The organism is Chroococcidiopsis sp., from assembly GCF_051657925.1.
In the GTDB taxonomy this organism is placed as follows: Bacteria; Cyanobacteriota; Cyanobacteriia; order Cyanobacteriales; family Chroococcidiopsidaceae; genus Chroococcidiopsis.
Window position 1 is genome coordinate 1 of the sequence record NZ_JBOFLP010000047.1, and the last position, 26,944, is coordinate 26,944.

At 44.8% G+C, this 26,944-nt stretch carries 40 protein-coding genes and 1 other RNA gene; 40 read left to right on the forward strand and 1 reads right to left on the reverse strand.

Translation table 11 applies throughout. The features are described 5' to 3' along the window. The first annotated feature begins 1,674 nt into the window (after positions 1-1,674). The 37 genes from ACRC32_RS03340 to ssrA all read left to right on the forward strand — a co-directional run bounded on the left by ACRC32_RS03340 (position 1,675) and on the right by ssrA (position 24,510). On the forward strand, positions 1,675-1,896 hold the full coding sequence (locus ACRC32_RS03340) for a hypothetical protein (RefSeq protein WP_438552637.1): 222 nt from the start codon (positions 1,675-1,677) through the stop codon (positions 1,894-1,896). Beyond that, positions 1,893-2,123 carry a hypothetical protein gene (locus tag ACRC32_RS03345; RefSeq protein ID WP_438552638.1) on the forward strand — a complete coding sequence of 77 codons (231 nt, stop codon included), beginning with the start codon at positions 1,893-1,895 and terminating at the stop codon, positions 2,121-2,123. Before ACRC32_RS03340 ends, ACRC32_RS03345 begins: the two co-directional genes overlap by 4 nt. Before the next feature lie 56 nt (positions 2,124-2,179). Then, complete coding sequence (locus tag ACRC32_RS03350; RefSeq protein WP_438552639.1) at positions 2,180-2,797, forward strand: hypothetical protein; 618 nt, start codon at positions 2,180-2,182, stop codon at positions 2,795-2,797. Positions 2,798-3,417: 620 nt separating this feature from the next. Continuing rightward, positions 3,418-4,083, forward strand: coding sequence for a hypothetical protein (locus tag ACRC32_RS03355; RefSeq protein ID WP_438552640.1), 666 nt, complete (start codon positions 3,418-3,420; stop codon positions 4,081-4,083). Beyond that, a complete protein-coding gene (locus ACRC32_RS03360) occupies positions 4,076-4,495 on the forward strand; it encodes a hypothetical protein (RefSeq protein WP_438552641.1) in 420 nt (139 codons plus the stop codon). The genes ACRC32_RS03355 and ACRC32_RS03360 overlap by 8 nt, the downstream gene beginning before the upstream one ends. Before the next feature lie 55 nt (positions 4,496-4,550). Continuing rightward, the gene (locus ACRC32_RS03365) at positions 4,551-4,976 is read left to right on the forward strand and encodes a hypothetical protein (protein WP_438552642.1); all 426 of its coding nucleotides are present in this window, start codon (positions 4,551-4,553) and stop codon (positions 4,974-4,976) included. A gap of 31 nt (positions 4,977-5,007) precedes the next feature. Then, positions 5,008-5,424, forward strand: coding sequence for a hypothetical protein (locus ACRC32_RS03370; protein ID WP_438552643.1), 417 nt, complete (start codon positions 5,008-5,010; stop codon positions 5,422-5,424). A 5-nt stretch (positions 5,425-5,429) separates the two neighbouring features. Then, complete coding sequence (locus ACRC32_RS03375) at positions 5,430-5,777, forward strand: hypothetical protein (RefSeq protein WP_438552644.1); 348 nt, start codon at positions 5,430-5,432, stop codon at positions 5,775-5,777. A gap of 5 nt (positions 5,778-5,782) precedes the next feature. Continuing rightward, positions 5,783-6,079, forward strand: coding sequence for a hypothetical protein (locus ACRC32_RS03380; RefSeq protein ID WP_438552645.1), 297 nt, complete (start codon positions 5,783-5,785; stop codon positions 6,077-6,079). A 282-nt stretch (positions 6,080-6,361) separates the two neighbouring features. Next, positions 6,362-7,210 (forward strand): hypothetical protein, encoded by an 849-nt coding sequence (locus ACRC32_RS03385; RefSeq protein ID WP_438552646.1) that lies wholly within the window; start codon positions 6,362-6,364, stop codon positions 7,208-7,210. Between the two features lie 2 nt (positions 7,211-7,212). Beyond that, positions 7,213-7,752 (forward strand): hypothetical protein, encoded by a 540-nt coding sequence (locus ACRC32_RS03390; RefSeq protein WP_438552647.1) that lies wholly within the window; start codon positions 7,213-7,215, stop codon positions 7,750-7,752. Next, the gene (locus tag ACRC32_RS03395; RefSeq protein ID WP_438552648.1) at positions 7,749-8,027 is read left to right on the forward strand and encodes a hypothetical protein; all 279 of its coding nucleotides are present in this window, start codon (positions 7,749-7,751) and stop codon (positions 8,025-8,027) included. The genes ACRC32_RS03390 and ACRC32_RS03395 overlap by 4 nt, the downstream gene beginning before the upstream one ends. Positions 8,028-8,098: 71 nt before the next feature. After that, positions 8,099-9,019, forward strand: coding sequence for a hypothetical protein (locus ACRC32_RS03400; protein WP_438552649.1), 921 nt, complete (start codon positions 8,099-8,101; stop codon positions 9,017-9,019). 12 nt (positions 9,020-9,031) lie between these two features. Next, positions 9,032-9,367, forward strand: a complete 336-nt coding sequence (locus ACRC32_RS03405; protein WP_438552650.1) for a hypothetical protein — start codon at positions 9,032-9,034, stop codon at positions 9,365-9,367. Positions 9,368-9,383: 16 nt separating this feature from the next. Beyond that, positions 9,384-9,926 carry a hypothetical protein gene (locus tag ACRC32_RS03410; protein ID WP_438552651.1) on the forward strand — a complete coding sequence of 181 codons (543 nt, stop codon included), beginning with the start codon at positions 9,384-9,386 and terminating at the stop codon, positions 9,924-9,926. A 9-nt stretch (positions 9,927-9,935) separates the two neighbouring features. Continuing rightward, positions 9,936-10,277, forward strand: coding sequence for a hypothetical protein (locus ACRC32_RS03415; protein WP_438552652.1), 342 nt, complete (start codon positions 9,936-9,938; stop codon positions 10,275-10,277). Between the two features lie 480 nt (positions 10,278-10,757). Continuing rightward, positions 10,758-10,988, forward strand: a complete 231-nt coding sequence (locus tag ACRC32_RS03420; RefSeq protein WP_438552653.1) for a hypothetical protein — start codon at positions 10,758-10,760, stop codon at positions 10,986-10,988. Positions 10,989-11,196: 208 nt separating this feature from the next. Further along, positions 11,197-11,391: a hypothetical protein gene (locus ACRC32_RS03425; protein ID WP_438552654.1), complete on the forward strand. Its 195-nt coding sequence runs from the start codon at positions 11,197-11,199 to the stop codon at positions 11,389-11,391. Between the two features lie 20 nt (positions 11,392-11,411). Continuing rightward, positions 11,412-11,768, forward strand: coding sequence for a hypothetical protein (locus ACRC32_RS03430; protein ID WP_438552655.1), 357 nt, complete (start codon positions 11,412-11,414; stop codon positions 11,766-11,768). 2 nt (positions 11,769-11,770) lie between these two features. Further along, positions 11,771-12,118 carry a hypothetical protein gene (locus tag ACRC32_RS03435; RefSeq protein ID WP_438552656.1) on the forward strand — a complete coding sequence of 116 codons (348 nt, stop codon included), beginning with the start codon at positions 11,771-11,773 and terminating at the stop codon, positions 12,116-12,118. Next, the gene (locus ACRC32_RS03440; protein WP_438552657.1) at positions 12,111-12,473 is read left to right on the forward strand and encodes a hypothetical protein; all 363 of its coding nucleotides are present in this window, start codon (positions 12,111-12,113) and stop codon (positions 12,471-12,473) included. Before ACRC32_RS03435 ends, ACRC32_RS03440 begins: the two co-directional genes overlap by 8 nt. Continuing rightward, positions 12,470-12,781 carry a hypothetical protein gene (locus ACRC32_RS03445; protein WP_438552658.1) on the forward strand — a complete coding sequence of 104 codons (312 nt, stop codon included), beginning with the start codon at positions 12,470-12,472 and terminating at the stop codon, positions 12,779-12,781. Before ACRC32_RS03440 ends, ACRC32_RS03445 begins: the two co-directional genes overlap by 4 nt. A 30-nt stretch (positions 12,782-12,811) precedes the next feature. Further along, on the forward strand, positions 12,812-13,378 hold the full coding sequence (locus ACRC32_RS03450) for a hypothetical protein (protein WP_438552659.1): 567 nt from the start codon (positions 12,812-12,814) through the stop codon (positions 13,376-13,378). Positions 13,379-13,507: 129 nt separating this feature from the next. After that, positions 13,508-14,620: a DUF932 domain-containing protein gene (locus ACRC32_RS03455; protein WP_438552660.1), complete on the forward strand. Its 1,113-nt coding sequence runs from the start codon at positions 13,508-13,510 to the stop codon at positions 14,618-14,620. A 16-nt stretch (positions 14,621-14,636) separates the two neighbouring features. After that, entirely contained in the window at positions 14,637-15,440 is an 804-nt protein-coding gene (locus tag ACRC32_RS03460; RefSeq protein ID WP_438552661.1) for a DUF3846 domain-containing protein, read from the forward strand. A 3-nt stretch (positions 15,441-15,443) separates the two neighbouring features. Beyond that, on the forward strand, positions 15,444-16,247 hold the full coding sequence (locus ACRC32_RS03465; protein ID WP_438552662.1) for an STAS-like domain-containing protein: 804 nt from the start codon (positions 15,444-15,446) through the stop codon (positions 16,245-16,247). A 999-nt stretch (positions 16,248-17,246) separates the two neighbouring features. Further along, positions 17,247-17,579, forward strand: coding sequence for a KTSC domain-containing protein (locus tag ACRC32_RS03470; RefSeq protein WP_438552663.1), 333 nt, complete (start codon positions 17,247-17,249; stop codon positions 17,577-17,579). Between the two features lie 71 nt (positions 17,580-17,650). Continuing rightward, a complete protein-coding gene (locus ACRC32_RS03475; RefSeq protein ID WP_438552664.1) occupies positions 17,651-17,935 on the forward strand; it encodes a hypothetical protein in 285 nt (94 codons plus the stop codon). Positions 17,936-17,999: 64 nt separating this feature from the next. Further along, positions 18,000-18,281, forward strand: a complete 282-nt coding sequence (locus tag ACRC32_RS03480; protein ID WP_438552665.1) for a hypothetical protein — start codon at positions 18,000-18,002, stop codon at positions 18,279-18,281. A 311-nt stretch (positions 18,282-18,592) separates the two neighbouring features. Then, positions 18,593-18,871, forward strand: a complete 279-nt coding sequence (locus ACRC32_RS03485) for a hypothetical protein (RefSeq protein ID WP_438552666.1) — start codon at positions 18,593-18,595, stop codon at positions 18,869-18,871. A 500-nt stretch (positions 18,872-19,371) separates the two neighbouring features. Beyond that, positions 19,372-19,521, forward strand: coding sequence for a hypothetical protein (locus ACRC32_RS03490; protein WP_438552667.1), 150 nt, complete (start codon positions 19,372-19,374; stop codon positions 19,519-19,521). Positions 19,522-19,526: 5 nt separating this feature from the next. Continuing rightward, positions 19,527-19,769 (forward strand): hypothetical protein, encoded by a 243-nt coding sequence (locus ACRC32_RS03495; protein WP_438552668.1) that lies wholly within the window; start codon positions 19,527-19,529, stop codon positions 19,767-19,769. Positions 19,770-20,063: 294 nt separating this feature from the next. Beyond that, a complete protein-coding gene (locus ACRC32_RS03500; protein ID WP_438552669.1) occupies positions 20,064-20,423 on the forward strand; it encodes a hypothetical protein in 360 nt (119 codons plus the stop codon). Positions 20,424-20,540: 117 nt separating this feature from the next. Further along, the gene (locus tag ACRC32_RS03505; RefSeq protein WP_438552670.1) at positions 20,541-21,197 is read left to right on the forward strand and encodes a hypothetical protein; all 657 of its coding nucleotides are present in this window, start codon (positions 20,541-20,543) and stop codon (positions 21,195-21,197) included. Between the two features lie 1,270 nt (positions 21,198-22,467). After that, positions 22,468-22,641 carry a hypothetical protein gene (locus tag ACRC32_RS03510; protein ID WP_438552671.1) on the forward strand — a complete coding sequence of 58 codons (174 nt, stop codon included), beginning with the start codon at positions 22,468-22,470 and terminating at the stop codon, positions 22,639-22,641. Positions 22,642-22,753: 112 nt separating this feature from the next. Then, entirely contained in the window at positions 22,754-24,292 is a 1,539-nt protein-coding gene (locus ACRC32_RS03515) for a DUF2828 family protein (RefSeq protein WP_438552672.1), read from the forward strand. Positions 24,293-24,439: 147 nt separating this feature from the next. After that, positions 24,440-24,510: a transfer-messenger RNA gene (gene ssrA / locus ACRC32_RS03520) on the forward strand. Between the two features lie 144 nt (positions 24,511-24,654). Here the strand turns inward: ssrA and ACRC32_RS03525 are convergent. Next, a complete protein-coding gene (locus tag ACRC32_RS03525) occupies positions 24,655-24,828 on the reverse strand; it encodes a hypothetical protein (protein ID WP_438552673.1) in 174 nt (57 codons plus the stop codon). 114 nt (positions 24,829-24,942) lie between these two features. Here ACRC32_RS03525 and ACRC32_RS03530 point away from each other — a divergent pair, with 114 nt between their 5' ends. Genes ACRC32_RS03530 through ACRC32_RS03540 form a run of 3 tightly spaced genes read left to right on the forward strand, consistent with a single transcriptional unit; the run spans position 24,943 to position 26,836 of the window. After that, positions 24,943-25,932: a hypothetical protein gene (locus ACRC32_RS03530; protein ID WP_438552674.1), complete on the forward strand. Its 990-nt coding sequence runs from the start codon at positions 24,943-24,945 to the stop codon at positions 25,930-25,932. Further along, positions 25,929-26,117: a hypothetical protein gene (locus ACRC32_RS03535; RefSeq protein ID WP_438552675.1), complete on the forward strand. Its 189-nt coding sequence runs from the start codon at positions 25,929-25,931 to the stop codon at positions 26,115-26,117. Before ACRC32_RS03530 ends, ACRC32_RS03535 begins: the two co-directional genes overlap by 4 nt. Beyond that, positions 26,081-26,836, forward strand: coding sequence for a DUF1071 domain-containing protein (locus ACRC32_RS03540; RefSeq protein WP_438552676.1), 756 nt, complete (start codon positions 26,081-26,083; stop codon positions 26,834-26,836). Before ACRC32_RS03535 ends, ACRC32_RS03540 begins: the two co-directional genes overlap by 37 nt. The last annotated feature ends 108 nt before the right edge of the window (positions 26,837-26,944 follow it).

Below are 26,944 nucleotides of genomic sequence, written 5' to 3' on the forward strand. Positions count from 1 at the left end.
CGTAAATGAAGACTCCAAAGGTAAGACCAGATCCGATGAGAATAAACCACCCTTCTTGACTGAAGATCAGCGCTAGTGCTAATACAACTAGCGCTGTACGGAATAATTTACCGTAATGTACCCTTACTTGCATTGTTTCGTTCCTAACTCTCTATTTACCGGGTGAACATTCTAGTAGCTGCTCTTTGCCCGGTAAAGAACACATTACCAGCACTTACTCGTTCAGAGTTATGCAGTTTATTAAGAACATCGATAACAGTTCAGCAGACGAGCGATCGATAAGTAAACTTATCCTGGCTGATATAGGGGATGGGACTTAGATGTCCTGTGAGATCTAAGTGAGATAAGTAAGGCTGTAGGGGATAGGTGATGTGAGGCAATGGTGTGGATAGGGGATAAATGTTGAAGGGTTGTTAAGCCCGGTTAATGGTACGTATACGTATTGTATGTATTCAAACAGTCTACGTATGTAATATAAGTATACGAATGGTTTATATGCGGATAATTAGTATTCAAACTATAAGGATACATACTGTTTGCGATCGCACAGTTTGAATTACCAGTGTCTGGGTATAGATAGTACGTACATCATGCATACTGACCGCGATCGATAAGTGCGAATGTACCTTCCACAGATTTCACTTAAGGTAAAGTGAAGGGGGGCAGATCGTAGGGGGTGAGGAACCGCGATCGCAGAATCGCATGTGTTGAACTTCTGCTTAGTCCGCAGAATACCTAAAATCATAAGGTGCTGTAACGTATACTGTGTAAGGATTGTAGAGGTCATTAACTGCGATCGCGAACACTGGACTAGATACGGACTAAGCTGGACTAAGTTATTTAATAATGCACGTAAAAACAACACTATTTACAACGGGAATGAGAACGGGAATGAGAAGACAAGACATGCTTACCTTAGGTAAAGTGAGGATACACTAGAGGTAAGGTAAGATCCGTATATTCACTGATGATACACTCAGCGATCGCAGCTATTATAGTGACATAGAGGAAAAGGAAACGAGTTCAAAACTCACCTTACCTCTAGTGAGACCTTACTTAATCTCAAGTAAGGTTAGGAGTCCCGTTTCCTTTGGTACTTTTATACTTAAGGAATCCTTCAAGACTCCCTTACCCAAGTAACTATAGAGTCTCATCCAGTCTAATATCCGATACATTTGTAATTCCCTTACATCTGTGGATCTATTCCGTGATTAGGTAATCAGTAGGAACGATCGCACGGTAAACAAGGTTGAATTATTACGGTAGAGGTAACTTGATCGGCATAGAGTCTCATATAAGTAGAACCATGAAAACTAAATAGTATAAATAGCATTCCCGCTTGCATCGCTACACAGCCTTAGTACTAGTTAACGGTTCCATCTGCTATCGTTATCAAGTTAACTAGTGATAGAGCTATGCTCTATCCAATTCATCCACGGTTGTGTTTAGTGGTAGCAAGGACAGTGTGTTTACCGGGGATCTGTACCTAGCAAATACAGATCCCTCTTACTTCTAACTATCCTACTGATATCTAGTAAGGATCGAGTGAAGAATCAAGAAAACGATCCATAGGCTGCATTGGGCAGAAGTTTAACTAACCACGTTTCGATCTTGATTCCATAGTCTTGATAGTTCCACTAGATATCAGTATCGTAGTTCAGTAGTGAGGTTGCTATGTCTAACCGGGCTGATCTTCAAGATAAGATCGCAAGTCTACATCGCCGTATTGAAACTGCGATGCTGAGAGTGTACGAGAATGCCGCATATTTTGTGAGCCATCCGACTGATGTTGCAAAGGAATTTGCATTAAACGATATGCGACAATTACAGCATCTAACGCAAGATCTGAAAGATGCTGAACAAGAGTTAAAAGCGTTAGAGGGTTCTGAGTTATGACATTCACTCCGATCGATACTCTAATCGAGCAAGCTTCCCAGTACACAGATCCCGCGCAAGTGCGTATGGCACTTGATCAAAGTTTAGTAGAGAGTCAGATTGAAATCTGTAGAGCGATGTTTCGGTTCTACAATTCTCCTGATGCAGTGAATCGCGCAATTCTGGATGAGAATCTAACTCACTACGAACGTAGATTTGAACTGAGACAAGCAGTAGGATTGCTGTAAGTATTGACAATCCCTAAATAAGGGATTAATCTACACACTAGAACAGGTTTTCTATTATGACTAAGAAATTTGATCCGAGTTCCTTGATCGGTGTTGAGTTTGAGTATTGGAACGCGTTCTGGAAAGTCCGTAGTTTTCTAATTGATGATCGCCCATTATTTAGATGTGATTGGATCGGAGGTACAGATCGCGATGAAGGCGATAAGAAGGGTGTGATCTTCAGTCTCAAGGACGTTTTCCCGAATATCTGCATTGAGTCTGATAATCTCGATTTTCTACCCGGTCTTGAGTTTGAGCGTTTAGCGTTTGGAGTGTGGACGGTTGCATCTGTTGGAACTCTCTTGAATCAAAGCGGGGAGTTTATGGAAGTGAGGGATCGTGTTGGAAATACTGTGATTGAAGCAATCGATCGCAGTTGTCTAGAGGCTATCCTCTACCGGATCGAATTGTATCAAGACTATGATCCCAGCAGTACGGATCAAGATACGATCACGCTAGAAAAGATTGCTGCGATCAATAAGCAAGTTCTCTTTACCGATTACATGGTTCTTGCGACAGGGAAGCAAGCTTGTCTCTACGATAGTAAATCGCAGATCATGATCAAAAGTTCTGAACGATTAAGCGAGATTGTCACAAGGCTTGAAAAGCTTACTTACCTATCCATCACTCTGTAAACCTTACCGGAAAAGACTATGCAATTCTCACATGATACAAGACTGAACGATGATCAATTCGATCATCTGCAAAATACGATCAGACATATCGGAGGTAACGCGATCCTACTCGTTAAAATCTCCCTACATCCAGATGATTCACATCTATTCGCTGCATTGATTTTTACGGGTAGCAAATTCGTTAGTTACAAATACAATGCTAAGACTGAGGAACTATTTGCAGGGGATTACTATGACGGGTTATCGCTAAATGATGCGAGAATCGAGTTTTTCAAGCGAATTCGAGATAGCTATACATCATCGCAAGTGGTGTGGATCACTGTTGAGATGTTATCTCAAATTCATGATCAATTGGAGTGGTAGCTATGGAACGATATCAACCGACTGATCAAGAGTTAAGATCGCTTGCTAGTGCTCAGTCGTTTTTTGGGAAGCACTGGAAAGCAAAGCTTAGACATTGTTGGACAGTTGCAACCTATCCGAGATCTCTTAGTAATTCAGCTAGTGATTTGCAGCATCTAAGAAACTGCGGATACAGGCTAGAAGATTTTGCTAGTCAATGGGCAGATCTGCTAGAACGTGACAAGGAAATGTATCAAGACTAAGTAGGAGGTTAAACGATGGTCTGGGAATGGTCACATAGTTATGAAGCTTGCGAGAATGCTAGGCAGAATCTAGATCTGATGTCACATGAGGATTTAGCTATCACGCTAGCGGAAATCTCAGCTAGTCAATGGTATAAGGTCAGTATTGGTGGATCGTGTTCAAAAGATTTTGAACACGATCTTTATAAGCGTCGATTAGCACGGCATAAACTGAGAAGCAAAGATCAGCTAAGCGATCGTATCTGGGAAATTGCAGAGAGGATGAGAAATTGCGATAACGGCGGTCGTCGTTTATGGATGTGTCCGTTTGGATGTCACACGGTTAGTTGTACGTTAGATCCGCTAACCGTTGTTATGGAGCTAGCAGAAGATCTAGATAGTTTGGGTTATCCAAATCATGCGGTAGTTGCGATCGATAGTGCTGAAAATGATTGTTTTGTCATCTACCATCAAAACAATGTAGTGTCTTTCTACACGCGGATCGATAACGACACTAGCACCCATTACTCTTCTATCTGGGAAGTCGGACATCCTTACCGTAGTACCTATGAGAAGTACTTTGAGCGTAACGGGATCGAAATTAAGGAACTTGATTCCGAGAATAAGCCCTACACGCTAACCTTACATGATGAGGTTGAGTATTCGCTGATGTCTTGGTATTGGAGTGATAACAATGATTAAGCCTAACCGGATCTACAAATTATCAGGAGATGTAAATGAGCTAGATTACGGCGCTAAGTATTTCCGATGTGATAGCTCTCTGGATGATCCTTACGTATGTTTTGAAGTCTGGGAACTTGTGAACCTAGAAGATAGTTGTGGATCAGATGCAACATCAAAATATTGGGTGCAAGCTTTCTCTATCAGCAGTTCCGATCTGAGCGATCGCGATCTTATGCTTCCCGTATATAAATCCACCGGGATTTCATCAGAAGTAACTTTTGACGAGTATCTAAGCTCAGATAACCTCCTAAGAAGGTTGAATGATGCGACACAGTACGGAAAAGGTATTTCTGAGCATCCCATCACTGGGAACAATGCAGCTAAGCTACTAGGCTTTAATCCTAGTAACCGAAAATATGCGGAAACATAAAGTTTCGTTGAACTACTAGCTAGTATGAAATCACCTAATCATTGCAGCAAATCATATGGACAGTACTAACGACATTCAAGGATTGATTGATTTAGTTTGCGATCGTATCAACGCAAGCTACAAAGCTAGCGGACTTAAGCGGGATCTAGTCAGTAATGAGATCTTCCAACTCCCTACAGTATCGACAGAGCTATTTATTGCCCGTACTAATTGGGTATCGATTATAGACGGGAAATTTATTCGCAGCAAACCCGACTATCTTTTTACTTTCTACGTTCCGACTTTTGATAGCGATTGGATCGAATATTGGGACAATGATTATAGAGATTTTAATCGGCAAGAGTCGGACGCGTTAAGACGTAAAGAGCCGATAGGTGTTTTAGCGGATACTGAAAAGCAGGAATTAATTAATCAACTTACTGAGTTGATTCGATGGTCAGAAAAGCGATATCGTTACGTCATACAGTTTTCTAACAGCTAACTCACCTTCCACCTAGTACGGAGTATTTACGATGTCAGATCAGATCAAAACTCAAGTTTTCAAGAAAATCGCAATGGTTGTCTCTGCATATCAGGCATGTGTTAAGACAGGTAATTACGCATGGAGAGAGAAGCATCTAGAAGCACTATATCAACTATGTAAAACACATTTACCTAGCGGATCTGGGTTTGATAACGGCACTCAGATCGATATCAACGATTCTACGGAAGAGAAGCTAGTGTTTCATACTGCTTTTCATCACATGAAAGAGGGAATGTATACCGAGTGGTCAAGTCATCGGATTACCGTAACGCCTAGTCTTGCTTACGGTTTCAATCTGAAGGTGTCAGGCAAGAATGTGAATGATATTAAGGATTATATTATCGAAGCGTTTCGAGATAGCCTTAATCGAGAGGTTGAACTGATCGAGCAAGTAACACAGGAGTAACAAAGATGATAACTGCATTTGAGATGATCACCTTAACGATCGATAACGATCAGAAACTGCTAGAGTATGCGATCTATCTAGCATCAGAGTCGAATGCTGAGGATCGGGAGTCTCGGTCTCAGATCACCCGTGCTGACGTGTTCCGATTTTGGTTAATCCGAGATGAGCATAAATTTGCGGCGATGTATTGCCGGGAATATGGTGTGAATTACGCGGCAAGATTGATCAGGTATGCCTCTACATCTGATTGGATCGCGATCGGTGATCACTATGCCGATAAGGCTTGTGAATGGTTGCGACATGATCCTGATAGTAATTTGAAATGCAATGATCCTCTAGCTGTTTCGGAGTAGTAATTATGGGTGAATCTGATTTAGATCCTCGTACCGAGTATGCTAAGCAAAACGGATTTACAATTCATCCAGATCAGGCTGAAAAGCAGTTTTTTACAACTTTGCGGACAATGCGAGGTTTTATCGATAAGATTGAGCGTGATGCACGGTTAGGAGTGCTCGATACTTCCGAGATAACAATGCTGCAAAGCTCGATCGAATCTCTAGCTGAAACCGCTTTATGTGCTGAATGGGATCGGGTTTATGACTCGATCGAGGTTATCGTCAATTACGTAAAAGCCGATAGAGGTAAGTGTGGTTAAAAGTCAAGATCTTAGATTCTCGTACTATGAAAATTATCGCTACTGTGTTTGGCATCATACAGAAGGAGGATCATCCTATGCCTTTACTCAGACCGATGTCAGCTATCTAGAGGCTAGAGACCTAGCAGCAAAATTTCTAAGAACAAAGCGGATTAAAGGTGACACTGTTTCAGTAGTAACTAAAGGGTTTGAATGGGAGTTAGAAAACCCTAAATCTGAAGTACTTCGATCTGTAGAGATCCGCGTAGTCTCTCTTACCTAATAAACCTGGGATTTTCAACTATGGCCTATCTACGCGTTGCATTCGATAAGCTTGCTCAATGGGATTCAGTCACGGACACTAGAGGATTACTCTCTACCTCAGTAGTAGATCTTTACGATCTGAAGCTAGAAAGTATCAATGACGAAATGATCGATGCTTGGACAGATTCGCTGAGCGATACTCTAAGGCATGAGATTTACGAGATAGGTGATATCTCTGGGCTATTGCGCGATCGTGTCAAGTCAGGCGAGTTCAGCTCGCAGATCCGAGAGGTTGCTAGAGACGCGATCGATGCTCAAATCCTTCATGCCCGATCTTCTGAATGCCCGGAGGATCAAATCTATAGCAACTTCGGATTTTGGTTTATCGTGCAAGAAAACGGCACAAGGATCTATCGCGAATCGGAACTAAGAGAACTTAGTGATTCAGGATTCGAGTATGCTGCTTTGTGGTTAATCGAAGGAAATTTTTCAAACGAATTCAATTCAAACGATCCTGAAAGTCCGTTACTGGGCATTCCGCATAATGATTTCTATGAGGCACAGCAAGATAGCATCAAAACTTGGAAATGTCAGCTTGATCATCTAGGTATTGACTATTCTGCGGAATTACAGCAAGCCTCGATCAAGCTCACTGAGATTGTGAATAATTTCGTGTCTCAGTGGGGATCTGAATATTCCCTAGAGCAGTGCTTCCAGAGCGTTAATCCTGAGTCAATCTACTACCTTATGGTAGGCAGTGCCTTAGGGCACGGGATCGGATTGTGGGAGGAACTAGATCAAGATCGGGGAAGTTATCAAGGATCGGAGGATTATATCGACTGTTATGATCTACTGCTGAGAGTCAAGCAAGCCTATACGGAGGATTAAAAATGAGGTACTACTTAGATATGTGTTGGAATCGTGAGGGATCTGTAGATATCGAAAAATCACGATCTGTATTGAAGGCAAGTAACGCCCAGCAAATTCGACTAGCTAACTTATTCGGATGGTCTAATCAGTGTCAGGTTCTATGCTTTACTGCGAATAAGGAAACAAAGCAACTGATAGAGAGTCTGTTACCTGACTACCAAATCCTACATCATTGGTGCGATCGTTCCCCTGACTATCTTAGAAAACATCTAAAAATCGGAGACGTGATTCAAGTTAAATCAAAGGTAGAGGCGAACTACTCACGATCCTATACTGGACAATCGTGCGAATATCCCGAACAGTGGTTATATCACGGAATGGAGGCGACTGTAAGAAAAGTCCACTGTTCCGCAGTTCAGTCAGGCGGGTTTACTAGGGATGAGTTCGTATCAGTAGAATTCAAAGGAACGCCGATCCTATGGGATAAGAATCAGACGGATATCTGGAGAGCATCTATCGACTACACGAACATTATCTTAGTGCAAGAGGCTGAAAAGTGAATACAGTGACTTATATCGGTGATTGCTCGATCCTTGACGGTGACTCAATTTCTGAGATGGTGGAGGACAGCAAAGATATAACAGCCAAATCTTTTAAGAAGGCGATCGGTACTGAGCAATACAATAAGCTATCCCAAGATCTAGGATATGAGCCTAGAGCAAAGTTACGGCTAGATACTGACTGCCATGTGTCGTTTAGCCGTAGTGCCTACCAAGGAAAGAAATGCGTGTATTGCACTTGGTCTGCATTTGAGCATGTATTTTTGCTAGAGTAACGATTTTCTAGCTGACCATTGACAATCCCTAGATAAGGGATTAGAACTGAAAAAGATTAGGAGATAGAACAATGACGAATGACGAATTACTTGAGAAATTGCAGCGGACAGAAATTGAGATAGTCGATGAAGAATCCCTATCAGAATCGTTAGGGTGGAAATATGTCTGCGAAATTAACGCAGATAAGGATCTATACGCGGTTTCAGTTAGCTGCGTGTATGGTGAAGAAATTAAAGATATCCCCGCAGATCTAGTGATTGTAAATACCGTAACTAGGGAGATAGATAAACAGTTAACGATCGCGTATCGGGAAGCTGAGCAAGTACTGAGCACTTTACAGGTCTATAGCGGTTACTACTCTAGTCGTTCAGATGATATCTTTGCGATAAATGCAAAAAATTATCGTGCTGCTAGTTATCAGGCGATCGAAGCGTTCAACGATCTGATGACAGAGCTATCTGATTTTGGTTTCTCTCGATGCGGTCGATCTGCGGGATATGTTGGAATCGATGAGTTTCAGAATCGCAAAGTTAACTGCTACGGAAACACTTTAGAAGCAAAACTACATACCTTGTCAGAGATTGACGATCTGAAGGCGTTTTGCGAGGGATTGCGGACACTGCACGATCGCGTTCGAGAGTTTAAGCAACTTACGACTCCTCAAATGCCCGCAGGAAAATACATCGAATTCAGGCTGCAAGATAACGGAAATATCAAGCTAGTGCTTAAGCCTGCTGCGATAGAAGAATTTACAACAGAAGAGAAACCGACTTTAGCAGAGCTGTTAGAGGATATATCTTCTAACTCGGATTATGGTTTCGGAACGGCTGATCAGTTCGGGCATATGTCAGAGGCACCTTGTATCTATTCAAGGCTTGCGGAAGATCAAGCAGAGCCTACAGATTTATGGTATTTCGACGATTACCTAGTCGTTAATGAGATTGCCTGGTTGTGGAAATACGGTGAGTTAACGTTTTTTAAGCTTTACTAAGAGAGAATTCATATGGACGCGTTGAAGAAAGTGGTTCAAACGATTCCCCGTACCTATTGCCGACATGGGGAATTATACGATCAGATCCGTTACCTGAACTTTGACATGGTCTTGCGGCTGCACTGCCCGAACGATAAAGATGGAAATGCTTCAAGCTTTACCGAATTCTTTTATCTCGGCAAGCCTATGTTAGGTGTGTACGAATCTAGCAGTATGCCGAATTGTGTTTCATGTATTGAAGGTCTAAAGCGTGAAGTTTTCCTGCATCCGCAGCTAACGGTTACTCGTCAGGAACTTGCGCGACTGATTAGTCGCTTCATGTCTCTAACGATTGTTTCCAAGTTCTAGTAGAGGAGAGAATGATATGAATCAGCAGATGCTTGAGTGGTTTGAAAGTCGTAAAGATGCGATCGCTGCTTCCGAGTCTTGGGATGATTTTTGTGAGAGTCAAGGGGAACTTGGAACCAGGCTCAAGAATAAGCAATCTTGGTACGGTGATTATTACACGACTTGGAAGGCTTACCCGCATACGTTCCTGCTTTTTCCAGTCGTGTTTCCCGAAGTTAAAAGCATTACGGAACTGTTTAAGGAGCTAACCTGGGTTGCAAATCCTGAGGGTACATCTAAATCCGTACCCTATGGTTGGCACTATATTGCAACCCCTCGGCTAACTTCGGATAGACCGACTCTCGATCGGCATTATGTTAGCCTGTACGGGAAGTACTCGGAAATACTGAAGGGGTACGTGGATCAAGTTAATATCAGGCTAGATTATGCGACCGAGTTGATAGGCAGAGATGATGGAGTTCTCGTAACACTGGGATCGAACTGGTTAACATTGCTCGATACTGATTTACTGCTGTCTGAGCTTCCAGCACATGACAAATTGATTGTTCTAGCTAAGTAAGGGTTTACTATGACATATGTTCGAGTCGTTCCGCGTGATTTTTTCAACGAGGCTAAGCTGTTGAACTGTTTAGGCAAGCTCTCGATCGCGATTCTAGACGGTAATACCAACGGTTACGAATTGCGGGAAGAGTTCGATAATAATCCATTCGAGATTGATCAAAGCATAGACGGGTCTTTATACGTCACCAACTACCAAATCTACTTACAGGGGAATGACGATCCGCTGGATCTATACATTCCGGTTAACTGTAAGGATCGACGCTATCCGCTAATGCTTATCTACAGGGATGAGTATTTAGAGGTACTGGATGAGGACGGAAATTTTATTCTAGATCTAGATGAGGTGTAAAACATCATGCCTGATTCATTTTACTTAGTAACATGTAGCCGACTAGTAGATCTTGGCGTGCAGGCATGGGTCACAACGATCGGATATAGCGACCCTCCAAGTTCAGATGAATGGGGACAGCTGTACGAGAGTTTCGAGGGGTTTCTCGGCAAGGATGAAAAACATCTCTATACGGGCGCAGTCAGTCTTTGGACTCCTGACGTATCACCTCAAAGAGTTCCCTACACTTATGAACTGTGTCCTGATGGAGGCATGTTTAGATTATGGGATCTTGGATTTGCGCAGTCTGAGATTTCTGAGGCGAAAAAATGGTTAAGACGATCTCAGGACGTTGTATCACTGAGTGTCATTAAGTGCCATATTCAGCAGTTTGATCCGCCTACTCCGTTCCGGCGAATTGAGATCCCGGAGTGGTGTAAGCCGTAGTGATTGACAATCCCTTATTTAGGGATTAGAACTAAGTAAGTTGCAGGAAGATTCATGGACACAGATACAGATTCTACAGTCTACTTTATTCAGAGAAACGGATTTGCTGAGGGAGTAGTTAAGTACGCAGACGGGGAGTTTTACTGCGATGCGTTTAACCTCCAAACTCAAGGGGAGCAGCAATCAGATACGGTTGGGCAGTTGGCTCGATGGATGTCATGCATGGAGATGAGAGGGTACGAGTTTAAGTCTACTGAAACCATGATCGAGGAAATAGGGAAATGAATCAGTTTACTCAGGCATTGCTAGAAGAATTGGAGAGCGATCGCACTCTCTGCGATCCAAATCAAGAGAATAGCATCGGCAAGCGAGTTATCGATTGAGCGATCTCCTTGGTTTCGGATAAGTGGAGAGGTGATATACGGACTGTTTGGGACATTAACGTCACCGTATCGAAAAAAACGTTAACTTTATTTAATGGGAAGGATAACTGATGTCTAAACTACTGATCGAGATTAGGTTGGATAATGCGGCTTTTGAGCAGCTGCCAGGGTACGAAGTCGCGAGAATTTTAGAGAAGTATGCGGCAGAGTTAAGGCGTGATCCTAGTGATTTGCTCTCGAACTTCAGGGATATCAACGGAAATTCTGCTGGCTGTGCGATTGTGATGGAAGACAAGATTAGCTAGAGCAGATTAGAGCAAGACCCATGACAAAGCTAACAAACGCAAATAAACTAACGTTTTTCCAATCAGGAATTCGAGTTAACGATGTGTATCAGTACAGCGGTACGTTATGGTTCTCGGATGTAAAGAGCCTCGCTGCCGCAGCTGGGGTTGAAATAGAAGCGCGACCAGATCGATCTTTCAAGGTAACCTATGTTCCTCTGTATAAGGAAACCGCGTGTCGCGTGCTTGCAGAGTATCAGCACGCAGTACCTTTATTAAGATGGTTGCTAGAGAATGATTTGATCCATGAAGGAACGGATCTAGAAGGTTTAGCGATTGAATATGCAGCAAGCAACGATCCAGCGGTCAAGCGGTTCCTAGCGTCATTGAGGGATTAATTATGGTTGCGATAACATCTAAAGGTCGTACTATTTTTCGAGAAGTTGGGAGACATATCGATGATTCGCTATGTCTTACTGTTGAAGTCCTGCCGTATTCGCGACATGTTCAGATTCAAATCGGCTTAACGCCGATCGTGTCGATGGGTCAACTGCATACTTCGGCTGAGTATAATGATTGGACAGTTAATTGGGCTGCTTGGGGAGGAGTGTGGGGTAATCGATTTGCTCGTTTTCTAACAGGTCTACAGATTGCGCGAATCATTACAGCTGACTGGGATGCTTTTGCAGCCGATCCTATCGTTGCGGTATCTCCATATGGAAATTTTCAGCTAGTTAACTATGGATAAGGCATTTTACGATCGAGCGATGCAGTGGGGAGGAATCCTACAGGGTTATCGAAATATAAGCACCGTCAGCGATCGCGAATATCAACTCTTAGCGATGCGGTCTCAAACTGATCCAGCTTATACGCGCATCCTGCAAGCTTTATATCTTCTAGCTGGAGTAGACGAGCCAATGACTACTGCCGATATTGCGGAGGTGCTGCAAGTCAGTAAACAAACACTGACGCAATTATTGCAAGCAGCCCGACGTGGGGGATTCTATTTTGAAACGGTTCAAAAGGGACACTCTAAACTCTACACGCGAGTCAATATTCCCGAAAAAAGTGTTTTAAGAAAACTAATCGAGGCGCAAATATGACGGCACTGCGATGGACTGAGGAGATGTTAGATACTCTAGCCGGAGCTGTTTACTGCGTCGATCACTTCTACATCCATACAAAATGCGATCCGATTCCTCCCGCAGGATCCTCTTCAAAAATTATCGAAGGAGTTCAGGAAGGGAAATATTGGAAAATTAAGATCGGAGTTCCTAGTCACTATGCTTGTATCTGCTTCGAGTCGCTGAATGCGGCGATCGAGTATGGTCTAGAAAAGGCGACTATGATTAACTCAAGTGCTGATTCTGATCAAGCGTGGAGAGGTATTGTCGATAGTATTGGAGATTAAGGTTTAGTGCTAACAACTAGGAGGATTGTCATGACAATAACCGTCGAAACCGCACTTACAGGAAGAGTCATCGGTAATCATACGGGGTATGAGATTTTCCAGGAAGGTACGGTGGAAAATCACCGGATAGTCTACTTCCTTGGGGATGGGGTGTTCGAGGTAAGAGATTACCTCTGTGAAGGGAGCTGTCTAGGTACTCGCTGGTTGCTGATAGAGGATAATGAGATCCTCTCTGTCGGCGATACCTATCGTGAGATCTATGATTTTAAGCGAACAAGAGCCGTCGGGCATGGAGAGAAGTCTATTAAGGTGCGTGATGCAGTTAGAGAGCGTCCCTGCTATATCTCCACCGACAATTCGCGATTGTTTGTTCGAATTTACGAGTTAGAGTATCTACTGGGTAATCAAGTCCCTAGTTCTGGAAGCTCTGACTGTAAATACGCAAATTTTAGGATTTCCGATACTCAAGAGATTCGGAAATCGGATCAGTGGGTCAATCAGGAAGAGTTCGATTGGAAGTACCAAGTGCGAGAATTGTCCATAGAAGAGAGAGTGCGTCTCAGCTCCTTATTTCAGGAAGAGATGTTAGATGCGTAACAAAGTCTAGTTCCTATACTGTCGAGAGTTTTCTATGAAAGAAATAAGCTTGGAATATGCTCAAGCCCTCGTTAACGACCCGCAAGCGATTCAGCGCGGATATCTCACCTTATATCAGTTGGAGATCTTATGTCGTTAACCGATCGCGCTTCGGAATCCCCCGTTAAAACTCGCAGACGCGGTAAATCTGCCGCCGCTGCTGCAATCTTGCCGAGTGATCCCTCTCGTACAGTTAAGCTGTACGACAACACATCCGAAAGCCTTGCAGCGTTCCAAGGAAGGAGTGTTTGGAGCGTACTAGGTAGAAAATCTCAGCAACCTCTTACTCAAGTGTCTGATATTGTGGAGCAGGTATTGGGCTGGGATGTTAAGCTAACCCCCATTCCGATCCAGCAGGGGACTGAAATCCTTTACCGAAAGACCGGGTCTCGATACATTGCGATCGAGGTTCCGAAATTTACTTACGATGCGGACGCAGATTACGTGCAAGTCGTGCGGACAGACACAGGTGCCGCTATCAGTTACGTAAAACCGAGCTACGAGTTACTGACGAACTACCAAGCATTAAGTTGGGCACAGCCTTTGCTTGATGAAGGCATACTAAAATTCAGCTCGATCGTCGAGCTAGATAAAGGCAAGGAAATTGTCACTAAATTTGACGCACCTCATAACACCTTGAACGTCGGCGGAGAAGAGTTAACGGTCTCTGTTGTTGTTCGGACATCTCACGAAGCGACATCTGCACTAACAGCGCTGCTGTGGGTCGAACGTCCTCACGGATTTGCAATGCTTAGCACCGATCGTATGGTTCGGTGCAACCATACACTCTCTGTCCTAGAGAAGCTACCTGAAATCCGCAGCGCTCTGGATCTAGAAGCAGACTGGCTGCGAACTCAATATGTGCAAGATCTTGAACGGATGATGCGAAAACCGATGTCGGTCGAAGGGTTTAGTCACTACCTCCGCCGACTGTTCCCGGAATATCTACCTCCTGGAAAAGCGCTAGAAGATTGGCGGTGCTGGGAGCCTTACCGTACCCTATTCACCTCATCTACGGTGTTCTCCAACTTAGAACCTTCTGTATACAAAGCTTATTCCGTGGTCGGGTTCTACTTGTCCCAGTTATCAGGAGGAACGAAAGATCGGATTAACTATGCGAGTCGCTTTAAGAGCTGCCTTGCAAAGTATAATACTGAAGCAATGCGGAAAGCTTATACGATCGGTGTTGAATTGAGTCGATAATTTTACGGAGGTAGTTATGGGTTATCTAATCACCGTCACTGAAGCGAACGGGATCTCAAGAGTCCCGTTTCCAGAAGAGTTATCGGATCTGGACAGCCTTAAGTATTTTCAAGGCATCGTAGGCGGACTAGTCGAGCGAGTCTCGCGGCGATTCCCCGATCGCTCAATTATCATCCTCTGTCATGAGGAGGGGAAGATCCTCAGGCTTCCTGAATTTAGCGCAGTTCATGGAGAGTTGTTTGCGGGACAGTTAGTGATTCTAGGGGAGAGGGTAGATAACGGCGGAGAATTGCAGTTCTGCGGACTGACCGAGTCTCAATGCCTTGGGGTTGAGGAGTACGTGAAGTTAATCGTGACAGTGGATTTGCCGTTCCCGTTGCAGAATGAGCATCGATTTCAGATAAATCTTGATCCGCAATCAATAAACGCACTGCTACTCAATCCGCGCACCTTCTATGCCGGAATCGGTCTCATCGAATACCTTTCCAGCCTGAATCTAAGATGTACTTGGGCAGGAGACCAGGCATTTATGCATGAAGCCAACATTAACGGTGCGACCTTATCGTTGCCGGGATATGGGTTGATCGGCATCGCAGTTCCTTCGAGCGGAATGTCCCAGATCGGATTTCTGGGGTCACTCAAAGATCGTCCAGAACGAATCGGATACTTCACTGTAGAGATTCGAGAACAGCAAAAACATATTGAAGGCATCATCCAGGGTTTTCTACCTGCGATCGAGGGGGCTGTCTTCGTTGCGCCTGAGAAAATTCTGGACTACCTTGTCCCCCAGAATTACGGTGCAGGAAGTATGGAGGGATAAAACATGGAAGTTACTTTCACGCTGCCTTTCTCGCAGGGAGAGGATCAGATATGGGATAACGTGATCAAGCCTGCGCTAGTACCGTCAGTTACTTCGGAAGCAATGCAGATCCTGTATTACGGATGCACTGAAATTCTAAACAACGCAAACGATCACTCGAATGGAACCGAGGTAAGTATCTCGATCGTTGTTGACGAGTCAGAAGTCCGATTAATGATCGAAGATGATGGTATCGGACTGTTTCAAAAACTTCAGTCTGAAACAAAGGACTCCGATCCGGTATCTGTTGCATTGAATTTAGTAAAAGGAGGCTTGACTACCGACCCTGCACGGCATTCGGGAGAAGGTCTTTTCTTCTCCAGTCGCATTTTTAACACCTTCCTGGTTGAGTCGCGTTACGTGTTCGGTCAAATCTCCGGTAAGTGGTTACTAGTCCCTACAAAAAGAACGAGAGGCACAAAAGTCACTATGCGGCTCGATCGCAACTGCACGCTTCCGCTAGAAGATTTTTTCGCACAGTACGCACCGTCAACGGATGATTTTATGTTTACCCAAACATCAATCCCCGTTGTATTAGCTCAGACCTCTAACGCTTTAATATCCCGCTCCCAGGCTAAGCGACTCACCTATCGACTCGAACGATTTAAGAAGGTCGTACTAGACTTTACCGGAGTAGATCGAGTCGGACGTGCGTTCGTAGACGAGCTATTCAGAGTCTGGGCATTGGAGCATCCAAGTACAGAGCTATCCGTACTCGGTGCAAATTCTGAGATCAGCCTTCTGATCCAGACCGCTCAGAGAGCTTGACGCAGGCACACCCCTCTGTTAGGATTACCTTAGTTCATCAGAACACTAAATTAGTGAGGTCAACATGTTTAAGTTCATCAAAAAAGCTGCTAAAGTACTACGTGATTTCGCTGTTTGCTGCTGCATGGTAGCAGCTACTAGCTATTACTGCGGTTGGGTACGCTCCTGGTAGACCCTGAAACCCTACTGATCCTAGGCAGGCGCAAGCCTGCTTTTTTGTGAAACAGGAACTGAGTATAGTTCTGAGCGCTCAGAACTATACTCAGGTAAATCTAAACCAAAGGAACCAAAATAAAGCACCGCCAATCAAATCAGATCGTTAGAAAATAACAGTTTAGACGCGTTGCTGTGTCCAAGTTTCCGCACTTTAAGTACTAAAGTTTTTGGCATCTATAACTACAACCACTCACATTCGGCGGTCTGGTAGGTGCGGAATCAAATTCTACGTCTAGCTTACTATTACCTCTATCCTTACGAATGATGGCTTACGAAACGGTATCCTTTGGCGGTGCTTTAACCTTCTCTAATTTAACCGATTCCGCTGAGTCTTGTATCCGCCAAATGGCGTAATGCAGACTAGTAAATCTTAAGATTTACTAGCTAGTACCGACTGAAATCTATGCTACCCTTCTATTCTTTAGTTCTAGAACCTACTTAATTAACTTAGATCTAACTAACCTAACTCTAAGGTAGTTAAATCCTTAAGGGTTAGAAGATTTAGTAAGGCTTAACTCTTTCGATGAAAATCTCTAAAGGTTAGTTCGCGTTTCCGCAAACCTTAGACTTGATCTCTTCCGAAACTTTTGGTATGTTAGTACTTAACCAAAGGCTCGATACTCGATCCCATTCGATCCGCCGCAGTGTTCTCGAAGTAGAGTTCCTGCGAAGGTGATGACAGATTTAGAGTCAGTTCGATTAAGTTTCAATGAACTAAACACATTCAGGTTTTCTAACGCAAATTCTGTCCGGTAAGGTGTTACTACCGAGTTGGATTTTACGATGAAGCACCTGATCCCAAACCCGCTGCTGATTGCAGAGCGGGGAGAGCAGTACGATTCCAGCACAATCTGTTGTCTAACGTATGATGTGGAGCGGCAGGAACTCGGCATCGTATTTAACTCCAGCCCCTTGCAGATTTATCTCTACTCCGCAGTTCCAGCCTCTGTTGTTAATGGTCTTCTAACGGCAGAGAGTAAAGGGAAGTACTTTAACGCGGAGATACGATCGAGTTACTCTTATTTGCGGCAAGTCCTCCAAGGATATGTTTCCCAATACGATAGATACCTGCCGCTAGAGCAGCTACCCGTTCCAGGGTTATTGTTACCGATTTAACAGTTTTCTAACTTGACGGTGTTCAGTGCGGCTGATATAGTCAAAAACATCGTTAATTGGTACTGAGTAGTATGAGCACAGACACAATTCCCGCATCTTCGCAAACTGAGGATGGGCTACAAACGGTAGTTGAGCGGCTTCAGAGTAGATTCCCTGGATCTGAAGTTGATTACCGAGTAACACCCTTCGGGGTCGTCACGGTGCTGCGGACACCTGTATTGACCAGAGATCAGTTAGCTGCTGCCCTGAAGCTGCCGCCCGATGGTTGTAAACAACGTTGCGCAATCTGCGGAGAGTTGCGCGACGAGCCTTGTCTGAGTCAACAAGGACTGGAAATGCTTTTAGATACAATCTAATGTTCCGCTCACGAGGTTTTTGGAGGGTAACACCCTCCTTTTTTGTAGCTTTTAAGGAGATGTGATGCCGACTACTAAAGAAAAGTCAGGAACTGCGATCGCAGTTCCTGTGTATGGATGGTTACCTTTGGAGGCAAAGACCTCTACCCGGTTCGAGTGTTTGAATATCGGGGACTGGTTTACCTGGGATCAGAAGACGGAGACCCCTTACATTTACCAAAAAATCGGGCTATGTGAGTACATGCTTTTAGATGATGATCCATCCATGAAGGCAACCTGTGCGCCAGTAGAGCCAGTGATTTTACTAGCGACCGCAGCCGCGAAGCTAAAGCGACCAGGTTACTAGTAAACAATGTTCAAAGAGATACTATTTAAGTATCTCTTTTTTATGTTTTTGAATATATTTAGAACTTTAACACCTTGTAACTGTACGTGCTTACAGTCAAATAACTGCTACGTAAGCGTCGGATCTAAAAATCTTGTGGAATACTGAAAAGGTCTAAGTTTCAGGTCTCGGTTCATGGTTCAGTGTTGTTCCAGGTTTTGTTTTGTAGCATATGACTGTCTCTGCGTTAGAAAGCAGATTCAGTGAATTTACGGTAATAAGTGCTGACTGGAATCCGTTACAATAGTACATAAGCACTATATTACCGACATATGATTAATTCTCAAGGTTTGACCTTAGATTCTGGGCGGAAAGTTTCGGATCCGAGAGCAAAGCTCGGACGGACGTTTACCGTGATGTGGAATGATCGTCCGCGAGTCTGTGAAGTTGTGGCATATAACACAGACTACCCTGCTAAATATTTAGTCGGGATGCGGCTGGACGATGCAGTCCCTGCGACGTTTTCTACCAATGTAGAGGGGATTTTCTCAGTCCCAGAATCTCGGATCAGCTCAATTCTGTGCGATCCCACCTTACTATTACTTCGATGATGTCCTCACCTTCCGATCGCGAGACAGCTATTTTCAAGGTATCGATCCCGGTACTCAACTACAATCGCTCCGGTTACTATTCCGTTGACTTGCATTTTCATGGGGAGAAGTCTCCGACCCGCTCTGTGATTATGCGCCAGCTTCTAACGCTGCATACCGCATATAGTCAATCCGGGGAATCGACACAATGGCTGGACGCTTACAACGTCGTAGAGTTGCTAAATGACAGTGACTTTTTGCCGATGACCGCAGTCTCCAAATTAGTGTACTACGGTGTCCCAGTTAAGCTCGGATTGGAGCCGTTCGGAAATTTTTCCATGAGCAGAGTTGTGATTTACTCAATTTAAGTTGAGGTTAACAAGTGCTGCGACTGTTAATTTGGTACGTGGAATTACTGGATGCAATTGATACGTACCGAAAATCTAAAGAAAAAAGAAAGTCCGGTTAGGTCAAGGGTTTCTGACGGTAGGATTGTTCTTAGTTTATCACTCTGTAGAACGATGAAAGGTTTGAGCGTCAGGTGTATCGGTGGTTTTCAGCTCAAGAAACCGCGAAGTTTTCAAGCTAGTAATGGCGGAATCCGTATCCGCAATATTGCTGAGTCCGGGGAACTTCAATACGATACTCAGTTTGAGTTACGTGATGGTTAAGGTCAATGGTAGTACATGTTGATGAGTTAACCTACGTAGAGATCCCAGAGCTAGAGTACCCATTTACAACGCAGTTTGTAGATCGGTGTTTGGATATTTATTTAGTTGCGGTGGAGCGTTCCGCATCCTTAGACATGGATACACAACAATGGTTGTGGGATTTTGTGTTAAAGCGCATTGATCCCGAAACCGCAGCTGCGGTTTCGCATGTTATTGGTTCGTATGAGTTAGCTAGCTACTCAACATAAGTCCGTGTTCTCTGATCTGTTTTGGTTGTCTTTTTAGGGTAGAGATTCATGGTTTTGGGCACGAAAGTACGAGCACGGTATAAGACCGTGATTAAGTCGAATGGTTTAGTGGAGAGGTTTTCGCATTTTCAAGCCGCTTCGACCTCTGCGGCAACGTATGCTGCGTTAGATCAAGAAGTAACCTGGATGGAGACTCCGCAGGTTGGGGAGCTGGTCGCCGTTTACGGATCGATGAACTGTCCGCTCCAATCCTACGAGTACCGGGGCGGGGTTTTGGATGTTGAAGTCTGGGGATTGACGGAGCATTGTGCGGTCGCACGAGTTGCGCGATTAGTTGCTGCTCAAACGTTAGATCCGAACTTTGTGGTAATTCGTAAGTTTGTATCCGCAAAGGCACAGACACCGTGGGAAACGTTCGACTCAATGGTTGCAGATACGCATCCGAATGTCGTAGTAGTCGGGTACGGAGAGTTTAGATTAATGGAGTTTGCGCCCAAGGCAAATCCTGACTACATTGTTAGCGAAAGTATTGGGGGCGGCAGTGCGTTAGTTATGCACGGACAGCTCCATCGATCGTGGAGCTATCGGATCCCGCCAATGGAGTTTGTCCAGGGGGAAATGGTGACGCTGACGTTCATGCGGATCGATTCTTAGTTTTGGGGTTGCCGGGAGCTGCTACTCTCCTCTAGTAGCTCCTTTCATATTTTTACTATTTTTACTATCTCTATTTTGTTTGCGGCCGATTGCCGCCTATTCTAACCGCTGAGTGTAATGCGTAAATTAATTGGTTTTTCCGGGGCTATCGGTTCCGGGAAGGATGAGGCAGCGTCGTACCTGGTTTCACGGTACGACAAGGTTTACCATGTCAAAATCGCGCATGTTCTGCAAGATTTAGTTGCGGTAATCGCAGGATTCTATCGTGAGGACACAAGTCATCGACAGTTGTTTGATGATCGGAATTGGAAAGAACACTATGCTCTGATGACGATCTCGGATCAGGTATGGACTCCGAGAGAGTTACTAAAAGCAATCGGAAACGGCATGAGAGACGCGATCCATCCGCAGCTGTGGGTGGATGTGCTAGATGATAAAATCTCAACTCTACCGAACGATGCGATCGTCGTGATTTCCGACATTCGCTATCCGAACGAAATGGACTGGTTACTTTCCAATCGCGGAGAGGCGTTGTATATTCGCCGAGCTTCTGCGGAGGAAGCTTTTTACCAGTCACAAGCCGGGAAGGAGATTCACGCCAGTGAATCGCATCTAGAGACCTTGAGGTTTCGCTCTACATTCTGCCTCTCAAATAACGGGACACTGGAGCAGTTTCACGACACATTGAGCTGGGTGATGGATGAAATTGCTGAGCGGGATCAGCAGGTCAAAGAAATCGCATCCGCATGGAGGATTGCAAATCGAAGGGAATAAACGGCAATGGGTTCGGAAAGCACGGTTCAGGGATACGGGTCAGATTTCGAAGATTGATCAGCGACAACTGAACCGGAAATTTCGCTATGCCGGAAAACGGGGAGTAGTACGAGAGCATGTTGGTGCGACTGGATTATGGTTTTACTAGGAGAGTAGGACAGTGAACGACTATCAATACTGGGATTTAGGGGATCATGAGAACTTTGTTAGATTTTCAGACAAAGCGCTTGCAAAAATCATGCGCGCATTAGTTCTAGTAAAAGGACGACTGCATGACTCTACTTTACTAAAAGGAGGACATCGGCTAGAACGGTACTGGACACTCTGTGCGCGTATCTCTTTGCCTGAAGGGAAGCGAGAAGAGTTCGAACAGCTCTCAGGGTATCGGCTTACTGTCCCGCCGAAAATCTCCGTAATGGACTCCGGCACTGCCCGCGCAAATCCTCCCGTCTCTGAAGGATATCGATCGTCGAATCTGATTATCGAGGAGGGGGATACCGCATCCCCTCGGTTCTTTTAAGTTAAGTATTTTTACTGATTGTATTTACTTTTTACTATTGCTACTATAGATTACATAAGGAAACACACAGCAACACGACACATTCCAAACACTCTGTGGATGAGTTAACGGTTTCCTGGATCACTAATTTTTGGAAGCTTACAGCAACTCGCTTTTTAGCTTAGCTCATTGGTAGAGCACTCCGCTTGTAACGGATAGGTAGCAGGTTCAAATCCTGTAGCAAATACAGCTTCCAGGCACAATTAGGGAAACGTACAGCAACAAAACGTCTTTATACAAGACACGTAGGTTCAAATCCTACATATCGCTACCGCGATATTAGCCTAGTGGTTTAAGGCACCGAAAACGTTTCCCGGTTTACTTCTTCGAAAATATGGGATGGAGAGGCTATGTCCATGTAGTCGATGTGGGCGCGATCTTGTCGTAAAGCACAAGTCACAAAAACCAAGAGTGTGCAAGGTTTGTAAAACGACCTTGACGCGGCAAGCTTTGAAAGCTCGCGCAATCACGTATAAAGGTGGGAAGTGCTGCATCTGCGGATATATGAAATGTTCAGCAGCGCTGCAATTCCATCATCTTGATCCGTCTCGGAAAGAGTTTGCGATCTCGCGACTCAGATCTTCGTTCGATCGCATTAAACCGGAGCTGGATAAGACCGTGTTGGTTTGTGCGAATTGTCATGCAGAGATCCATGCTGAAATCAGTGTAGATTCTGCCCTGATTACTGCGGACTGATTTATTTGAATTCCTATGTCAATGTTTATCGGATTTCTGATCGGACTCTTACTCGCATTTCCGCTAGGGGGGATGGTCGGATACTTATTCGGGATTGTGACCACACAATTTTACTCTGCGATCGTGGATGAAACGATCTCACTGTTCAGTCAACCAAAAGAGTCAGAAGGTACAACGACTGATAGCTAACTATCGAAGGAACCTGACAGCAAATCCTTAACACTGCACTTCGCTTTGGAAGTATTCACAGTGACTCCTTAAGGTTCCTGTACCGTAAATGCCGACATTATTCTAAAGGGTTATGGTTAGTAAAACATCTAGTAACAAGCTGTTCGCAGCGTTAGAAAGTCCGATCGTGTCTCCTCCGTCGTATACTGTCACAGAAAACGGAGCGCAGACCTATGCTTCAACAGGTAGTGCCTTGCTTGATCTCTTCTCTAGAGGGGCAGCGATGCGTAAAGCACCTGAAGCGGAGATTGCGGGACTGCTAAGTGCGTCCTTGCGGGATAATATCCCATTGACGGTAGTTGTGCTGTTTTACTTACGAGACGTGTTAGAGGGACAAGGTGAGCGGAGATTTTTTCGGGTCGCACTGTCTTATCTCGTGAAGCATCATCCTAGTATCCTGCCGATGATTCTGGACTTAGTGCCTCTGTATGGACGCTGGGACGACTTATTTGCGCTAGAAGGGACTGCATTCTATCCAGACGTATTGAAGCTGTTCTCGGAGCAGTTAAAGGACGATCTGGACATTCTGAATACGAATCCGAACGGGTCAATCTCGCTTGCCGCAAAATGGTCACCTTCGGAATCTTCCTCTCCGATTTCCCATCGACGCGCTGCTGCGCTGAGAGATTACATGCAGCTCACGTCACGTCAGTACCGGAAGATGTTGGTTCGATTACGGCGACAGTTAAAGCTGGTTGAGTCAAGTATGTGTGCTCGTCGATGGGATGAGATTAACTACTCTCATGTCCCCTCTAAAGCCCATGTCCTTTATCGGAAAGCATTTGGTCGGCATAGTCCTGAACGGTACGCGGCATATTTAGCCGCACTGAAGAATCCAACACGTTCTGCGAAGGACGTGAAGATGAATACTAAGACGCTACATCCGTTCGATATTGTCCACAAAATCCTGTACGGACAGGAACAAAATGCGACATTGGAAGCAGCATGGGAGAATTTACCGGACTGGGTGCAGGGGGACTATTCCTGCCTAGTGGTTGCGGATACGTCCGGCTCGATGTCCGGGGAGCCAATGTCTATGGCTGTCGCTTTAGCGCTGTACATTGCGGAACGTAATCAAGGGGTTTGGCAGGATCGATTTATTACTTTTTCTAGCAATCCGCATTTACAGTCCATTTCAGGCTCGACCATTACTGCGCGAGTCACTAACCTTTCCCGCGCGGACTGGGATACCTCGACAGATCTGCAAGCTGTTTTCAATTTGATTCTTAAAACAGCAGTGCAGAACAAGCTGGATCAGGCAGATCTTCCGAAGACTGTGGTAATTGTTTCGGATATGCAGTTCAATGAAGCGACTCGGCACTATTCCTGGGAAGACGATCCGGCAACTAATCTAGCTGCGATCCGCCAACAGTACGCACAGGCAGGCTACTCCTGTCCCAGTCTTGTGTTTTGGAACGTATCGGCACGAGTCCAGGAAAGTCCGGCACGATTTGATGAGTCAGGGGTCGCACTGGTGTCGGGAAATAGCCCGACTATTTTCCAGCAGGTCGTCACCGGGGATTTCAATCCCTACTCAATCATGATGCAGCGCATTAGCTCCCCCCGGTACGAGATTGTGCGGGAAGCCTTGGAAGACGTTGAGATTTTCTAATCCTTTACGAAGAGCTAGACAGTTCTTCTACTGCCCATGAGCCACTTTCTTGCCGCTTGGTGTATGGCAGCACCCATGATTTACTTGAGTACGTTACTGGTACTCAGATATGGTTCACAGCTCGTCAATGTTGTTGTTCGCAGGTATGGGTAGGTAAAGGTTTCGATTGCAGCATTTTCCGCTGTAAGACACGGGTTCGATTCCCGTCCTATCCACCTTTAATGTGATATAGTAAAGACATAAACGCTAACAACATCGTACCCTTCGCTCGCGCTAAAGTAGCTGCGTAGAGTGGACATAGTTAAGCTTCTGTGTGGAAAAAGCTCTCAGCTCGGATCTAGATCCGAGCTGTCCTGAAAGTTTTACATTTCTAGATGGGTAAAGGGATAGGATTCGGGACTAGAAGCCGTACTGTCCGGTAGTTCGTAGACTGGAATAATGGTCGATTTTCGACGTGTATCGAGTCGGTGGATCGCACATAAAGGTTCACGAGTATCGAAACCGCGCACTAATCGTAGTCCGACCTGTTCAGACATGAGCATAAAGTACAGAACCACTGCACCGAGAATAGAGCGTTTTTTCACTTGAATGTACTTGAAAGATAGTCTCTTACTTCTGAAGTATATCACGCAGTTTACTAGGCCAAAATCATGGAGTTTGCACTCAATGCCGGGATCTTAGTCCGACTGTTCAAGGCGTTTTTGTCGCTAAGTCAGTGGAGCTATTTTCTAACGATCCAGTCTCACTGTTATTGCTTGGAGGTGATGGATCGATTCGGAGGAAGGGTCTGGTTCGAGGTCGAAGAGTTGCAAATTAGTGAGGGGTTTTCGACACCGATTCGGTTCGAGGTTCCGATCGACTTTGTGACCAGGCTTGCAGATCAGAAATTGACTGGGTTAGAGCAGGACGTTGCAGTACACGTTAATCCGATAGCGCAGAGGGTTTACCTGGATTACTGTTTAGGAGTGGACTGTTGTTCCGAGTATGAGGTGTGCCTCCCTCAGCTTTTACATCTGGATGTCCATGCCGATCATTTGACACAGGTTCTGACGATTCTGGACATCATTAAACAGTCTTTGTATGAGACCCGATCTGTGCTGATTGATCGTTCCGGCACCTATGCGTTTGAAGGTGCGTGGTTAGCAGCGTCAATTGACCAGAGTTGTAAGCTAGACGGTGAGTTTTGTTTAAGTCATCCAAAATTGTTTTATGCCTTATTTTCACGATTCAAGTTAGCTCAAGCTGAGATTAATCAGGATCGGATTCGAGTGATGTTTAAGCTAGGAGGACGAACGGATAAAGTTACGGTTCGAGCCTGTTATACAGGCTGTGAAGCAGATCCTAACTATCTGAAATTGAAGCAGCTCTGTACCCAAGTTGCAGAGAACGGGAAATCTTTAGATGTAACTGAACGGAAAGTTAGTTCCGTTCTAGATATGATCCATGCGAATTCGTTAGAGGGATCAGACCTGATTACGTTTACGAAGACCACAAAACTGTTCACAAAAGATTTTCGGTCTCTGTTTCAAGACTTAAGCCTGCTCCAGGAGGTTCGATTACTTGGAGACAAGCTTCTTGTTAGAAAACAGCGTGATTACTTAATCACCTTACATCACGTACTTCAAGAGGGATCAGTATGACGACTTCTGATGTGCAAGCAATGATTAGTAATGCCATTCAAGCCCATGAGCAGCAAGTTTCCCGTCAGGGATATCTACTGTTCGGGATTGTACTGACCTTCATTGCTTTGATTTTAGCGGCATTGTTTATTCAGGATTACAGATTACTATGGCTTTATCGTCAGACCTTATCAAGCCTTCGCTAATATACCCGCAGACTGCCTTAGCACTAACTCGCCCGCACGATGATGCAAGGCTGAACGGTGTCCTGCAAATCGACCCGGTTCGGTTTCAAGAAGCCTACAATCTTGATATTACCGAGTATGTGGATCGGCATACCTTCAAAGAATCGGCTCAAGCTCGCAGCGGTGCTCCCGCGAAAGAGATTTTGTACATGAGCTATTCCCATGCGGTTCGACTCTTTCGGCAGTACTTTCCTGAGTTGGAGATTGAGTTTGTGGTTAACCCCGCTACAAATGGATATCTGCATAAGGAGATCGATGATCGGGGATACTTTGTCCGTCTTTTTATCCATGATGGAAGGTATCGCAGCACAATTTACCACTTCGGAGTGCTTTCTCAAGTCGGCGCGGCCGTGTTTCCGACTGACATGGTGAAAGAGAAGCTGGTTGCAAATTCTCAGCTGTTCAACCTCAGCGTCTATCGAGCGATGGTAAAGGCGATCGCGCTGACAACCGGGATCGGTCTGAAGCTATGGACAGGTGACGATTTAGACGAAGAGGTCGTCGAAGGGAAGTTGAAGCGGATTCGACTCGTCTGGAACCTTGTCGATCAATTCCGCAGTCTGGGCGGAGTTATCGAGGATCCAAAACTCGATTACACCAGCTCATTAGAGCAGATTAACGCGACCGGAAAATGGTTACAGAAACTCATCGAAGAGCAATCTAATAAAGGAGCAAACTAATGTCTATCAATACGAGTGTTTTTTCTGGAAAAGTCTTGTCCCTTGAGTACAAGACCACGGAGCAGCAACCCTCTCTGTCTTCTAACGTGCTGCAAGTCCTGATCAATG